We start from the raw sequence: 15,748 nt of genomic DNA, 5'->3' as shown, positions 1-15,748 counted from the left end.
AGAGGACACACATTCTCTACTGTTTTTCGATTATGAAGAGAAAAGGAAATACCGTCTCTCTGGTCTCCCAACACTCCCATATGTAAGCTCTGCATGAACTTTCTTTCCTGATATTAAATATTCTAAATAACGCCTCGCTGTTGACCTGCTTACTCCTACCATTGCACTTAACATTTCTGCTGTAATTCCTTCTTCATTCACTGTTAACATATGCTTTTTTATTTTTGCTAGAGTTAAAGGATCTATCCCTTTCGGGGCATATTCCATTTCATTTCCCTTTACGCCTCTTTGAGACCATAAATGTTCAATTTGTTCTGTAGATAATTGATTATTTTTCTTTAACTGCACAATCTTTTTTTGATAATTTTCCAAACTTGCTTTAAATCGATCAAACATAAGTGGCTTTACGATATAATCTGTTACTCCGCCTCTTAAGGCGTGCCTTACTACATCTGTTTCCGATGCCGCTGTAATCATAATAATATCTGTATCATGTAAATTATGCCTAATATACGTGACAAGTTCCGTTCCTTGCATATCAGGTAAGTACACGTCTAATAAAACGAGCTGTGGCTTCACAAGGTCTAGCCATTCTTTCGCTTGTTCTCCATTCGTTGCTGTTCCAATTACTTTAAATCCCTCAACCTTTTCAGTAAAACGCCGATGAATGTCCGCAATGCGAATATCATCTTCTACAATCAATACTTCAATCTCCTCACCCATCACAATTCGCCTCTCTCTTTTGGTAATGCAATAATAAATAATGCACCACCTAAATCCCCTTTTTCTATTGCGATACTTCCATTTAAATCTTCCACTAACTCTTTCACTTTTGCTAATCCATATCCTCGCTTCCCGCCTTCTTTCGTCGAGAAGCCTTTATAGAATATGCTAGTAATGACCTCATCATGGATCCCTTGTCCTGAATCTTCCACTTCAATTACTATTTCTTCCCCGATATCAGTTACAAACATTCTTACCTTCTTATCATCCTTTTCATTTCTTTCAATCGCTTCAAATGCATTCGTAATTAAATTTCCTAGAATAGAAACGACATAATTACTCTCAATGTGCGGGCTTAATTTGTCTAAACTACTTTCTCGATCTAGCATAAAATCAATCTTCAACTCTCTTGCTCTATTATAGAATCCAATTAAAATCCCACCTAACCACGGATTTTGAATTCGCTTCATAATAAATTGAACAAAATCTTGATATACCGCTGTTTCCTTATGAATAAGCTCTAAAGCATCCTCATATGATTCTAACTGAATAAGACCTGAAAGCGTATACAACAAATTATTATATTCATGTGTTTGCGCTCGTAATGCCTCTGTATATTGCTTCGTCTGAGATAATTCTGCTGTTAACTGATCCATTTCAGATTTTAAACGTAAGCTCGATACAACGCCAGTTACTTTATTCTTTACTTTAATAGGTAGGCGATTCGCGATCACAGCCTGCCCTTTTATATTTAATTGACGATCAAACTGTTCTTCACCAGTTTGAAATACATCTAGTATTGTTGAATTAGGAATTACATTTAAAATAAATTCTCCAATAATATTTCGTTGTTTATCTAGCGAAAGAATATCATAAGCCGCTTGATTGACTAAACTAATCATGCCATTTTGATCAATAACAATAATCCCTTCACGTACAGATTGAATCACTGTACTATGCTCTTCATATAAAGATGAAATTTCTTCTGGCTCCATCCCAAACATCATTCTTTTTATACTTCCTGCTAAATATATAGAGCCAATTATTCCAATTAAAAGACCGATTATTGTAATCCAAAATACACGCTTTCCATACACTTCTACGGCTCCATGAATATCATCCATTGAAAATCCAACAGACACCACGCCAATAATTTCATTCTCCTGATTACGGATTGGAACTTTGCCGCGTAATGAAGGTCCTAATGATCCAGTTGCTTTCGAAACATAAGATTTTCCTTCTAATAGAACTCCTTTGTTATCCCCACCAACCATTATTTCTCCTATTTTATCTCGCTTAGGATGTGCATATCGAATCCCCTCTTTGTTTCCAACTACAATAAAATCAGCATCTGTATCAATTCGAATTTTTTCTGCAATTGGCTGAATAATAGAAGCTGGATTTTCTTTTTGAAAAGCTTCCGTTATTTCAGGTATAGCAGCAACTGTTTTCGCAACATGCAAAGCACGTTTCCCAATTTGCTCTTCTACCGTTTCAGACAATATGTAATAAAACAAATAACTTGTTAACAGAAGTACAACTAAAATAAGGGTACTAATTGTTAATGTAATCCTCGGTTGTAGTTTTAATTTTTTAAATTTCAAAACCATTCCCCTAACATGATTAAAGATAGAATTTAACGAAAATACAGTCTTTTGTTTTTACACCTAATCATAACACGGTTACTCTATATTTCTTTCTTTTTCTATTCATAAAAAAGAAACGAAGTACAATTACTACCTCGTTTCTTAACATTTGTTATTACACTTTAAACTTTCCAATCATCTCTTGTAATTCTTCTGCCATTTGCGATAAATGAACTGCTGCTGCATTAATTTCATCTACTGAAGCCAATTGTTCTTCTGAAGAACCAGCAATATTTTGAACGCTTGCTGCATTTTCTTCAATCGTAGCTGCAATTTCATTAATAGATGCACTAACTTGTTTTGCATCTACTGTCATTTGTTTCGCTACTTCTACCATACTATCAATTTGTACAACTGTATCATCTGTAGACTTCAATATTTCAGCAAAGCTTTGCTTCGTTTCATTTGCAACTACAAGCCCCGATTGTACTTCTGTTCCAACTTGCTTCATAGAACTTACCGTTTCTTTTATGTCAAATTGTATCTCTTTTACTAGGTTTCCAATTTCCGTAGAAGACTGTCCTGATTGTTCTGCTAACTTTCGTACTTCATCTGCTACAATTGCAAATCCTCTTCCCTGCTCTCCAGCTCTCGCTGCCTCAATTGCAGCATTTAATGCTAATAAATTTGTCTGCTCTGCAATATGTTGAATTACCTCAAGGATTGCTCCAATTTGTTTCGATTTATCATCTAATAAAACAATCACTTTATCTGATTGTGAAACAGAATCATGGATTAATTGCATTTGATTCACAGTCTGATCAACTAACTTCCCACCATCTTCAGCCCTTTCCTTCGTATACATAGATGCTGTGGATACTAATGAAGAACTATCTGCAACACGCTGAATTCCTTCTGTAACTTCTTCTAATAATGTTGCGCCTTCTTCGACTTCTTTCGTTTGTATTTCCGCTCCACTCGACACTTGCTCTATCGCTTGTGTAATTTGTTCCGTCGCTTCACTTGTCTGCTTCATACTAGCTGTTAATTCTTCTGAAGATGCTGCTACATGACTTGCTGAAGTATTTATATTGGAAATAACCGCTTGTAATGATGCCGCCATCTCGTTAAAACTGTCTCCAAGCTGTCCAATTTCATCTTTAGAATGAACTGCAATAGATTCTGTTAAATCGCCTTCACTAATTTTTTTCGATGATATAACAAGTTGTTTTAACGGCTTAATAATAGAAGCAATAATAAAGTAAATTAAAATCCCGCCAATTATTAATGAAATACCAATAACAGTTATCGTTTTATAGAAAATAGGTTCAGCTGCTTCAATAATTTCTTTTGAAGGCATAACTCCTGCTATTTTCCATCCCGTCTGCTTATTTGTTATAAAGGTAATATTGCGATCCTCACCATCAAGTTTGAATGTAAAATCACCTGTTTCCTGTTTGTATAATTCTTTCTCCAGTTTATCTTCTATTTTGTCACCTGGCTTCAGCGTCGGGTGCGCAATTACAGTTTTAGATTGGTCGAAGATGGCTACATATCCTTTTTTACCAATATTGACCATTTTAGAAGTGTTTACAATATCATTAATAATTAAATCAATACCGAGAACACCACTTTTATCCTCATTTTGTTTTGCTATTGTAATAACAATATTCCCTGTTGTCGTTGATTTATAGGGAGGTGTGACAATCACTTCTCCGCTTTTTTGTGCTGCTTCTTTATACCAATCTCTTTCTGCCGGATTATACCCATCTGGCATTTGAATAACTGGTGATTGAATAAATTGTCCAGTACTAGAACCCGTATAAATCGCTTCTATTTCTGGATGTAATTTATTATATTCTTCTAATTTACTTTGCACATTTTGGAGCTGATCAGTTCCATAACTTACTCCATTAAATAACTTTGTAAAATATACTGCGTCTACCTTTTTACTGTCTATCTCTTTGTTAATAACATTGTTTAAAATCTTTACGTTATCATCTGCTGATTGTAAAATTGTTTCATTAAAATTTGTCTTCGCCTGCTGATAAGACGTCCAACCAATTACAATACTTGGAAGAATTAAAACCATAACAAATGATACAAGTAATTTTGCTTTTAAACTACTACTCCTTAATTTCCCTTGAAACATATTTCTACCCCTCCATACCATTTTAAATGTAATTACCTTACACTTAATTTCTTTATATAAATCATACGATTATAATGTATCAATGCGACTCTCTCTAACTCTTTCTCTCTGAAAGAGTTGATACATACCTTTTTCATTCTATATAAATTAAATAATTAAAACAATATATAAAAATGTATATTATTCGAAATATTATAATTCACAGAAGAACCTCTAGTATCTTACTTACTAGAGGTTCCTCCCACTTTACTACTCTTTATCTTTTTCTACTTCTTTTTTCGCATCTTCTACTACAGATACAACAGGTTTATCGTTTGATAATTGTTGTATCGCTCCTTTTCCTGCAAATCCTTCTAATAACTCTTTTAAATCAATGCCAGAAGAAGCTTTTAATGTTTCTTGCATCGTTGCCATTAAATCAGTCGCATAACCTGCAACTTTTCCGGCACCGCTATTTTTACCACCGCCGCCTGTATCGACAACTGTAATTTTATCAATGTTGCTAAGTGGGCTTGCAACTTCCTTCGCATAACTTGGAAGCATGTTAAGAACCATATCCATAATTGCCGCTTGGCCATATAATTCAAATGCCTCTGCAATTTTTTGTTTCGCTTCTGCTTCTGCTAAACCTTTTAACCTAATAACATCTGCTTCCGCTGTACCTTGTGCTTTTTGTACTTCTGCTTTTGCTTGACCTTGCGCTTTTTCGATTTCCGCCTTCGCTAAACCTTCTACACGTACTTCTTCCGCACGAGCTCTCGCTTCAGCTTCAATCTTATATTGATCTGCATCTGCTTTTTTAATTTGTTTTACTTTTTCTGCTTCCGCTGATTGCTCAACAGCATAGCGATCTGCATCTGCTTTTTTCTTTACTTCTGCATCATACTGCTTCTCACGACGCGCAATCTCTTTTTCTTCTAATTCAATTTGTTTCTCACGCTCAATGATTTTAACGCGCATTTGCTCTTCTGTAACACCTTGTTGCGCTTTCGCTTGTTGTAATTCGTAAGAAAGATCCGCGTCTGCACGAGCTTGTTCTTGCTCTCTCTTATAAGATTGTACTTTTAATTCTTTATGTTTTTCAGCTTCAGCGATTTGTGCATCACGTTGATATTCTGCTTCTTTTGCTTCTTTCTCTGCACGTGCTTTTTCAATACGCGCTTCCTTTTCACGCTCTGCATTCGCAACTGTTGCATCACGTTTAACCATTGCAATTTGTGGCTGACCAAGTGCATCTAAGTAACCGTTCTTATCCATGATTTCCTTAATTGTAAAGGAAACGATGCGAAGACCCATTTTCTTCAAGTCAGTTGAAGCTACTTCATGTACCTTTTGTGCAAATTGCTCTCTATTACTATACGCATCTTCTACTGTCATAGAAGATAAAATCGCACGTAAATGCCCTTCTAAAACTTCTTTTGCTTCTATTTTCAACTCTTCCGTTTCTTTTCCTAAATATTGTTCAGCTGCTGTAGACACTTCTTCAATTGTCGATCCTACTTTAATAATAGAAACACCGTTTACTGTAATCGGTACACCTTGTTTCGTATACGTATCACGTGTTCCCACTTCTAATTTGTAGTTTAATAGGCTTAAAGGCTCTGCTCTTTGCATAATTGGAACTACGAAAGTACCGCCACCGCGAATAATCTTAATCTTCTTTCCATCATCAGTGGTAACTACATTTTTCCCGCCACCAAGCCAGTTTCCTGTAACAATTAATGCTTCATCTGGTCCAACTGTTCGATACTTTGTAATAAATACTAAAATGAGTAGAAGTAAAATTGCGAGTAATACTCCACCGATAATTAATGGAATCGTCATGTAAATTCCCCCTTATAATTTTGGTTTCTTTAAAGAATAAGCGATGTTCTGTACAAGCAAAACACCATCTTGGACTCCCTCGATAATAACTTCGGTTCCTTGTGAAATATCTTTCTTCCCAACTGTTTTAGCTAGAATTGCATTACTTCCAAATTGGGAGGAAATTAATACTTCACCAAACCCTTCTGTAGGAATTGTCGTAATGACTTCTCCCTTACAACCAATGAATTCATCCATCCGTTGCACAGTGTTTTGTTCTGCTTCTGCAATTGGCTTTAAAATTAATATTTTCATTATGAAAACACCAATAAAAGATATAGCGCATGCACCAGCGAAAATAAGAATGCTATTAAAGGAAAATAAATATTCTCCTATATAACTAAGTCCACATAACATGGCGAAGAAACTAAGTAATAAAGTAACAACGGATACCGATCCGCCTCCAAAACTAAATATGGATTCAAATATATCTCCAAAAAAGATATAAATCACAGTGAGTATAGTAGCAATAATAAATCCATATAAATAAATTGTCTCAAGTGGATAACCGAATAAAACCATTTCTTATCCTCCTCTCTTAAACAATCCCTTTTTTGTTATGTGTATGCCCCACCTCTTCCAAAGATTATTGTTCTTAATTTTCAGTTATTTACTTTTTAAAGAAAAGCCTGTAAGACAGGCCCCCTAAAAAAGAACAGGAGAAGCCTATTGTGACAGGCTCCTCCTAGTAAATAACCGATATATTATATATCTATATAATATACTATTTTCCACAAAAAGTAAAGTTAAACATACATTGGAAAAGCACTTATTTTACTGATAATTCGTACGTTCCATCGCCATTATCATATTTATATACATACAAGTAATACTTACCTGGTTTTGTATTAAATTTTGCCTCTATACGATTTCCATTAGCTTGACCGTAAGCAGCATAATTTTGCATATCTGATTCATGATGAAGCACCCATGTCATCCCGATTCCATACTCATTTAAAACGGAAATATCGATATCTTTCGCTGACGCTATATTAAATGTATAAACATCAGTGTGATCTCCGCCGATAAGGCTACCTTTTATAGTAGTGTTTACCCCAATACGATTCGCTTCTTCTGGACGATTATTTGGTTCTAATTCTGTTAAACTTCCATCTTTAATCGTAACAGTTGTTTCGCTTCTACTCTCTTCCCCTTTATCATCTTTTACTAGTAACGCAACTTTGTAAGTTCCTTCTCTTTCATAGGCATGTACTGGATTAACCTCTGCACTTGTGCTTCCATCTCCAAAGTCCCATAAATAAGAAGCGATTGTTCCATCTTCATCTTTTGAGCCATCACTTTTAAATTGAATACCTTCTTTTACAAGTCCATTATAAGGACCATTTATATTAACCGTTGGAGCTTTATTTTCTCCGTCATCTTTTGCGATACCATGGAAAACTACATCATATTCAAATTGCTTTGAGCTATTCACACGGTAATTGACGAAGTATGCTGTAACAGTTTTGTAGCCACTCCATTCTTTTTGTGCCAGTTGTTCTAAAGCTTCATTTACTTTCTTACTCATTGCTTTCCAATCTTCTGACTCACCTTTTGTTACACTACCTGTAAATGTACCTTCTAGTGTAAATGTATTAAAGAATTGAGAGCTATGTTTTGTCATTTTTGCATCTTTCATCGGTAACGTATCACTAATTTCTTTCTCTACTGCTGTTAAAGATTTTGGTGCATGTTCAGCTAAATAATCATCTGCTACTTCCGGTACATTATATTTATCTTGATTATCGATGAGCTGCTGCATATACGCTTGATACTCTTTATTTAGTGTAGAATCTTTACTTAGCTTTTCACGATAGGCATCATAATTTTTTACGTCATTCGTACGAATTAAATCTTGAATTTTATCAAATGTTTCAAACTGATGTGTATATAAGTAAGACTGCAGTGCAAACGAGTAATTATAGAAATCCCAAGAACCATATTTAGCAAATAATGTGCGCTCTGCTGTATAACGGCTTGCAGGATCAGATGATAATCCACTAATGATGCTCTTTCTCGGTACTACATTATTTGTACGAGTAGATCCTGCGAAAAATTCTGCATTTCCTTCTTGGAACCAAGTTAATCTCTCATTTTGATACATATCTCCTCTTCCAAATAAACCTGGCACTTCAAATCTACCTTGAAGATAATGAGTAAACTCATGACGGAACAGCTCTTCTAGACTATAAATACTTTGCTCTGGCGTGCGCTCATATGTAAAGAATGTTCCTGTTTCTTCAATATAAATTCCACCGTTGTTTGTTTCATATCCATACAATTGTCTGTTTAACTGATATTCGTCTGGAGTATTATAGATTACTATCGTTAATACGTCGTCCGCATTGCCTGGCTCTAACGCTTTGTCATTCCCAATTACACGATGATACTGTGCTTTTACTTCCTTTGCAGCCCAGTATAGTCTCTTAATTTTTTCTTCTGATACTTTATCTCCTGTTTTAAACACAATAGACCCATCGTCGAATGTATACGTTTTTGGTAAGTACTGTTCTTTTCCTTCCTTACGTATCGTCTCTAAATCTACCGTATTACCGCTATAATCTTTTCCGTTATAATTTGTCGTAATTTGTTCTACTGCAACAAAATACGGCTCACTTAAACGCGGATACATATGCATTGCTCGCGTAACAATCTCTAATCCTTTATTTGGATTACTATGAAACTTCCCTAAACGACTAGCAAAATAAATTCCATTATTAACGAGCCACTTATTTTCCGGTGTTACTTCATTTAGAAGAGCGATACGATTTATTTCATTAATAAATCCATCTACTTTTCCATACCACATTGTTTCATTCGCTTCTTTACGAGCTTCAATTAGGTAAGACTGCATATCATAATCAATACCTTGCATCATATCGTATACAGCTTGTCCTTTCATACGATCGTCTACATATGTATGAAAATTATCATTGTATTGTTTTAAAATATTCGATGCGTATTGAACCGTTTCCACATCACTTGAAGCATTACTAATTAATTTACCGTATGCAGATACGACTGCATCTTGCTCATATGTACCGAGCTTAAAGTTTGGATTTGTTGCGATTGCTTTTAAAGCAGGTAAACATTTATCCTGGAAGCTTCTCTCATTTAAATCACTTAATTCATTATTGTAAAATGCGAGATAAAAAGCTGAACGTAACACTTCCGTAAACGTTTGAATTCCTTTTGAATCATCTTTCGTAAACGTACTACCTCGGTGAGCTAATTCATCTATAACCGCTTGCATTTTCCCTTTGTCTTTATAAAAAGCCTTTGCATCTTCATTGAACTGGAATAAGTCTGTAATTTGATTCCATTTAATACTTCCTAGCGTTTCAACCAATTCTTGATTATTCATTTTGTTTAAATCAGCCATTGAATAGCTTTCTTTAATTTGCTTTACTTCTGAGCTCTTCATAATAGATGCTGGTCGCTGTGAAAAGTCTCCTACTTTTAACCGTTCTTTAAACGATAATGTCTCCTCTGCTTTAGAAACGTGCCCAATCTCATCTACTGGCTTTTCGATTCCAACCGGTTTCGAATGCAATACATTATATGGTACCTTTTCTTCTGCTGATACATGAGTTTGAATTGCCCCCAGTGATAGAGCCATTGTACTAATACTAAGCATTACTTTATTAATTGTTGATTTCTTGTTCATATCCTTGCCCCCTATTCAAATATTCCATTCACGAATTTAACATAAAATCTAGATGTAACAATGTAAAATGCAATATTTCATATTATTTCTTCTTACATTTTGTACATATCGTGAACAACCTTCCCTTTATCTAACCTCCAATAGTTATGAATCTATAGCGATTAAACAGTCATTTCACACGTATCAAAAAGAGAATTTTTTGACAATTAAACCTTTAATTGTTATGATTAATATAATTGTTAACTTTATTAAACAAAGGTGGGATTCTATGATAAAAAAAGAAAACAGTGTATTTTATATCTCCTTCTTGCTAACAACGTTATTCATCATATGGGGAATTACCCCGGCAAGTTGGATACAAGGCTATGATTTACAAAGCGTTACATCTTCTTTAAACTCATTTATCCTCAATAAATTTGGATGGTTTTACTCTCTACTTATGACCACAATGATTATTTTAGCCACGTATTTAGCATTTTCTAAGTACGGTTCTATTCGTCTTGGTAAGGATGGAGAAAAACCAAAGTATAGTTACCCATCTTGGCTATCCATGTTGTTTGGGGCAGGAATGGGAATTGGACTCCTCTTTTATGGAATCGCTGAACCGATTTCACATTTTACAGATCCACTAACAGGAAAAGCAGGTACAGAGGAAAGCGCCAAGCTTGCTATGCAATATTCATTTTTCCACTGGGGTCTCTTTCCATGGTCACTATACGCAATGGTTGCTTTAACAATTGCATATTTCACATTCCGCAAACAAAAAGGTAGCACAATTGGGGCTACAGTTACTCCATTATTTAATCGATCGAAAAATTCTCCTATCGGAAAAACAGTGGATATTTTAGCTGTTTTAGCCACAGTATTCGGTATTGTGCCATCTGTTGGGATTGGTGCTCAACAAATCGCCGGAGGATTAAGCTATTTATTCCCTTCTATTCATAATACTTTATTTACTCAGCTCGTACTTATCGCCATCTTCGCTGTTTTATATTTAGCAAGTGCACAAACAGGCTTAGATCGTGGGATTAAATATTTGAGTAACTTAAATTTCTCTCTTGCAGGTATATTACTCGTCTCCTTTTTACTTTTAGGACCAACTGTATTTATTATGAAATATTTCACATCTACACTCGGTTCTTATATCGGAGCTTTACCTAGTATGGGATTAAATTTAGGCGCATTTAACGAAAAATCTTCTTCTTGGATTGAAAACTGGACTATTTTCTATTGGGGATGGTGGATCTCTTGGTCTCCATTCGTCGGTACATTCATCGCCCGTATTTCTAAAGGACGCACAATAAAAGAATTTATTTTTGGAGTTGTATTAGTCCCAACTCTTATCTGTACATTTTGGTTTGCAGTATTTGGCGGTACCGCTATCCATATGGAAATGTTCCAATCCCTTGGCATAGCTGATGAAATCGCAAAGAATGGTACAGAGATTGGATTATTTGCTGTTATTTCACACCTACCATTCTCTACATTTTTAACGATTATCGGGTTAATTTTAGTAGCCACATTTTTCGTTACTTCTGCCGACTCGGCAACATTTGTTGTTTCAATGCAAACGAGTAACGGAAGCTTATCACCGAAAAATAGTTTAAAACTTATATGGGGATTAACAATCGCGATAATTGCAGCTCTTTTATTACAAGCTGGAGGGTTAAATGCACTACAAATTGCAGCTATAATCGCAGCTCTACCATTTTCTATCGTAGTCGTTCTTATGATTACTTCGCTCTTTAAAGAGCTACGAAAAGAAGATATTAATTCGCAAACGAAAGAAGTTCCGAAAAAAATAAAAAAGGTTATGTAACGATTAGCACCTCTTCTAAAAGAAGCATTCGTTCCTCAAATTAGTCCTGCATCCCTTATTACTGAGGGCGGCAAAGTAAATGAAATAAAACCCATTCGTATGAAATATAATCTTCATACGAATGGGTTTTTACTCTATTATATAGTGTTGTAAACATGCTTTTTCCTCAAAACCTACTTTCTTGTACAACTCCATCGCACGATCATTATTCGTGTTCAAACATAGTTCTATCTCTCTCATCCCTTGGAACGAGAAAATATACTGAATAGCAGCTTGTAATAACCGCTCTCCGACACTTTTTCCATTTATATCCTTCAAAAAAAGACATTATCATAAGCATATTTCAAAATGAAATCGCCATAATAATGTCTTCTCAAAAAATCATATAATTATTTTACGTTATAGTAAGATAAAACGTTTTTATTTCTTAAATAATCTCTTTCTAAATACAAACATACTTAATGCTGAAAGAACTAATGCTAGGCCACCAAATAAAGATACAGTATTTTCTTGTCCACCTGTTGCTCCTAATGATTTCTTGCTTTCTTCTTGCTTATTAACAGCTGGTTTATTTTCTTTCACACTTTGATTCTCTACTACTTTTTCTTTCACAACATGATCGTTCACGCTTTGTTCTTGAACTGCTACTGAATGATTTACTGCGTCTTTTGAACCTTCAATTTCTTTTACTGGTTCTTTTACTTCTTTCGATCCTTCAACTCCTGTTGTTGGCCCTTCCACTTCTTCTTTTGGTTCTTCAGCCTCTTTTACTTCTTCTTTCGGTTCTTCAACTTCTTTTGTTGGTTCTTTTACTTCTTCTTTCGGTTCTTCAACTTCTTTTGTTGGTTCTTTTACTTCTTCTTTTGATCCTTCAACTTCTTTTGCTGGTTCTTTTACTTCTTCTTTCGGCTCTTCAGCCTCTTTTACCGGCTCTTTTACTTCTTCTTTTGATTCTTCAACTTCTTTTACCGGCTCTTTCACTTCTTCTTTTGATTCTTCAACTTCTTTTGTCGGTTCTTTTACTTCTTCTTTTGATTCTTCAACTTCTTTTGTCGGTTCTTTTACTTCTTCTTTCGATTCTTCAACTTCTTTTGCTGGTTCTTTTACTTCTTCTTTTGATCCTTCAACTTCTTTTGCTGGTTCTTTTACTTCTTCTTTTGATTCTTCAACTTCTTTTGTTGGTTCTTTTGGCTCTTCTTTCGATCCGTCAACTTCTTTTGCTGGCTCTTTTACTTCTTCTTTCGCTACTATATTTTGCATAACTGTTCCACTGAATAATAGAGATAGACCGTGATAATTTCCATTTAAGGAGAACGCATAAACTTTTTCTCCTGGAGTTTTCCATACGACTGTTCCTCTATCAGTAACGATACCATCTGTACCCTTCAGTTCAATATCTTCAAAGATTTCTCCCTCTAAATCGTAGATAGGAATTTGTATTTCTTGATTCATTTGTCCATCTTCTAAAATAATTTTCTGATTTTTAATATCAATAAACATCCATTGAGCCAATTGAATAATCGGTCTTACATCACGGATCTCATTTCCAGCCAATTTCAAACTAAGTAAATCAAGCATAGAAGATAGAATAGAGATATCTTGAATCTTATTATCGGATAAATTTAACCACTGTAAGTTTTTCAAGTTCGCTAATGGAGAAATGTCTCGTACTTTATTGCCCATCATTTCAAGCTTATTCAATTTGTTAACTTTGCTAATCTCATCTAAATTATTGATTTCATTATTATTTACTAACAATGCATCTAGATTTTTCAATTGATGAATTCCATCAAGAGCAGCAGTATCAAGTTTATTATTTGATAAATCGAGAGTTTTTAATTTCTGAATCTTAAATAGTTCTGGAACATTTTTTATGCTGTTATTGCTAACATTTAATTTTTCAAGATTCTCTAATGAATGAAGTGGTTTCATATCTTCAATTTGATTATTGGATAAATCTACTGACTTCAAACTTCTCAAACTCGAGATAAATTCTACATTTTTCACATTAACATTTTTTAATGTCAATTCTTCCATATTTATCATAAATTCTAATCCAGAAAAATCTGTTATTCCCTCTTTTTCCCCATCTGTAATTTTCAAAGTCTTAACCGTTAATAAATCTTCTTTCGTTATAGGGGTATTTACATTTTTGCGTTCAAAATTATGTTTATTCATGTATTGTCTTAGTTTCATATCTTGAATTACGTTAGAGCTTTCTTCTCGTTTTTCAACGATATTTTGTATTACCCTTCCTTGGAACCTTATCTTGCTTTCCCCAGCATCCATCTTAAATTCATACATTTTTTCTCCAAGACTATCCCACTTTATTGATCCATTCGTAATACTTCCGCCTTCACTCTTCCACTCAATATTTTGAATTGCTGTCCCATTTACATCATATACAGGAATTTTCACTTCTTCATTCATATACGCTTCATCTAAAAAGACTTTTTGTCTTTGAGCATCAATCTTAATTCGTTTTCCTAATTCTTGAATAGGTCTTATATCATGAATCTCATTTGTCGCAAGTTTTAATTCATATAAGTTATTTAAATTACTAAGTGGTGATACATCCGAAACATAGTTTTCCTCTAAATTAAGTGTTTGTAAACCAGTTAGTTTAGATAATGTTGTAATATCTTTAATATCATTTTTTTCAAGATTAAGTTCAACGATGCTACTCATCTTACTAATCGGCTCAATATTTACAAGCCCGTTACTTCCTACTCCTAATGTCCCTAACTTATTCATTTGCTCAATTCCTGTAAGATCAGTAATCTTATTATTACTTACATATAGCTTCCTTAAAGAAGAAACATTATATAAAGGCTTTATATCACTAATTTTATTACCTGATAAGTTAACTGTTCTAACCTTTTTTAGTTGACTTAGTGGCGTAACGTCAGCAATTCTATTATTTTGTAGCTCTAGTATATCCAGTCTTTCTAAGTTTACAAGCGGCTCAACATTTTCTATTTTATTAAAAGATAGATCAACTACTTTTAAACGTTTTAGTTGTGAAATAGAAGCTATATTTCGTACATCAGACCCTTGTATTGTTAGTCTTTCTAGATTTTCCATATACTCTAATCCTTTTAGACTCTCAATTCCTTGACCTGCATATATATTTAATTCTTTAATTCCTTTTAAATCTTCCTCTACTATAGGTTCATTTACATCTTTTCTATTTAATACATTTTTATTAATTACTTGCTGTAATCGTTTATCACGTATTACATTTTGTGTATCCTCGATTTGCTCTTCGTCGTCTTCTTCTATATCACTTTCTACAAATGTTCGCATATTCACTTCAAACTGAACTTGGAATTCCTTATCGTACCCTAAAGTCGGAATTAAAATATGCATTTGCATACTATATCTTTTTCCTAATTCCCCTACTTCAAATTGTATAACTTTCGTTCCATGTTTTCTTTTATCTTCTGATAACACCTTTACATCATGGAACACACCTGGTTCTTTACTATCTTCGATTTTCAGGTAGTCGAAGAAATCACTATCTTTTAATGTTGCTGTAATCATTCTTTTCCCATTTTCAATTGTTAGCTTTGGATCTTTTATATATACAGTTGCATATGACTCTTCATTTGAGTTATCTTTATACGCCTTAATTATCGCATCAAATACATGCTTTTTTGGACTTTGTGCAGCCATTTTCTCTGTAGTAGCGGTAGCCGCTAAGACAGGTGTAGCATAAACCGCAAACGGCAGCGATAATGTCGCAGCTACTAACATCGCATTTATATGCTTTCTTTTATTTTTTTTCAACTTTACATCTCCTCCAAAATTTATAAATCTAAATGTAATCATATCTCGAGTAAATGATAATGATTTTCATTATCGGTGTCAACTAGTAATATAAATATTTCGCAAAAACTTCTTAAAAATTTCACAAAAAAATAACCCCTTTTTTAAGG

The 15,748-nt window shown here is 34.1% G+C and carries 9 protein-coding genes and 1 pseudogene; 1 reads left to right on the top strand and 9 read right to left on the bottom strand.

The genetic code is table 11. The features are described from left to right. Positions 1 to 30 precede the first annotated feature (30 nt). From ACTFOB_RS15685 to colA, 7 genes and pseudogenes are all read right to left on the bottom strand, one after another. Complete coding sequence (locus tag ACTFOB_RS15685; RefSeq protein WP_440026798.1) at positions 31 to 723, bottom strand: response regulator; 693 nt, start codon at positions 721 to 723, stop codon at positions 31 to 33. Then, positions 723 to 2,333 (bottom strand): ATP-binding protein, encoded by a 1,611-nt coding sequence (locus ACTFOB_RS15680; RefSeq protein WP_440026796.1) that lies wholly within the window; start codon positions 2,331 to 2,333, stop codon positions 723 to 725. Before ACTFOB_RS15680 ends, ACTFOB_RS15685 begins: the two co-directional genes overlap by 1 nt. 151 nt (positions 2,334 to 2,484) lie before the next feature. Beyond that, entirely contained in the window at positions 2,485 to 3,345 is an 861-nt protein-coding gene (locus ACTFOB_RS15675; RefSeq protein ID WP_440027033.1) for a methyl-accepting chemotaxis protein, read from the bottom strand. A 78-nt stretch (positions 3,346 to 3,423) separates the two neighbouring features. Beyond that, positions 3,424 to 4,401 (bottom strand): annotated as a pseudogene (locus ACTFOB_RS15670) (HAMP domain-containing protein); the annotation flags it as partial. Between the two features lie 309 nt (positions 4,402 to 4,710). Continuing rightward, entirely contained in the window at positions 4,711 to 6,285 is a 1,575-nt protein-coding gene (locus ACTFOB_RS15665) for a flotillin family protein (RefSeq protein WP_440026795.1), read from the bottom strand. A gap of 12 nt (positions 6,286 to 6,297) precedes the next feature. Further along, complete coding sequence (locus ACTFOB_RS15660) at positions 6,298 to 6,846, bottom strand: NfeD family protein (RefSeq protein ID WP_440026794.1); 549 nt, start codon at positions 6,844 to 6,846, stop codon at positions 6,298 to 6,300. Positions 6,847 to 7,093: 247 nt separating this feature from the next. After that, positions 7,094 to 9,991, bottom strand: a complete 2,898-nt coding sequence (gene colA, locus ACTFOB_RS15655; protein WP_440026792.1) for a collagenase ColA — start codon at positions 9,989 to 9,991, stop codon at positions 7,094 to 7,096. Between the two features lie 268 nt (positions 9,992 to 10,259). On the opposite strand from colA, the gene opuD reads away from it, so the two are divergent. Beyond that, positions 10,260 to 11,810, top strand: a complete 1,551-nt coding sequence (opuD, locus tag ACTFOB_RS15650) for a glycine betaine transporter OpuD (RefSeq protein ID WP_440026790.1) — start codon at positions 10,260 to 10,262, stop codon at positions 11,808 to 11,810. Positions 11,811 to 11,939: 129 nt separating this feature from the next. On the opposite strand, the gene ACTFOB_RS15645 is transcribed toward opuD, so the two are convergent. Both ACTFOB_RS15645 and ACTFOB_RS15640 read right to left on the bottom strand, forming a co-directional pair. Next, positions 11,940 to 12,128, bottom strand: a complete 189-nt coding sequence (locus ACTFOB_RS15645) for a GNAT family N-acetyltransferase (protein ID WP_440026788.1) — start codon at positions 12,126 to 12,128, stop codon at positions 11,940 to 11,942. Between the two features lie 102 nt (positions 12,129 to 12,230). Beyond that, positions 12,231 to 15,599, bottom strand: coding sequence for a leucine-rich repeat domain-containing protein (locus tag ACTFOB_RS15640; RefSeq protein WP_440026786.1), 3,369 nt, complete (start codon positions 15,597 to 15,599; stop codon positions 12,231 to 12,233). Positions 15,600 to 15,748: the final 149 nt, after the last annotated feature.

This window comes from Bacillus cereus group sp. MYBK79-1 (assembly GCF_051915365.1).
In the GTDB taxonomy this organism is placed as follows: domain Bacteria; phylum Bacillota; class Bacilli; order Bacillales; family Bacillaceae_G; genus Bacillus_A.
Note: the sequence above shows the minus strand (reverse complement) of the source record. Positions and strands in the feature narration are given on the sequence as shown.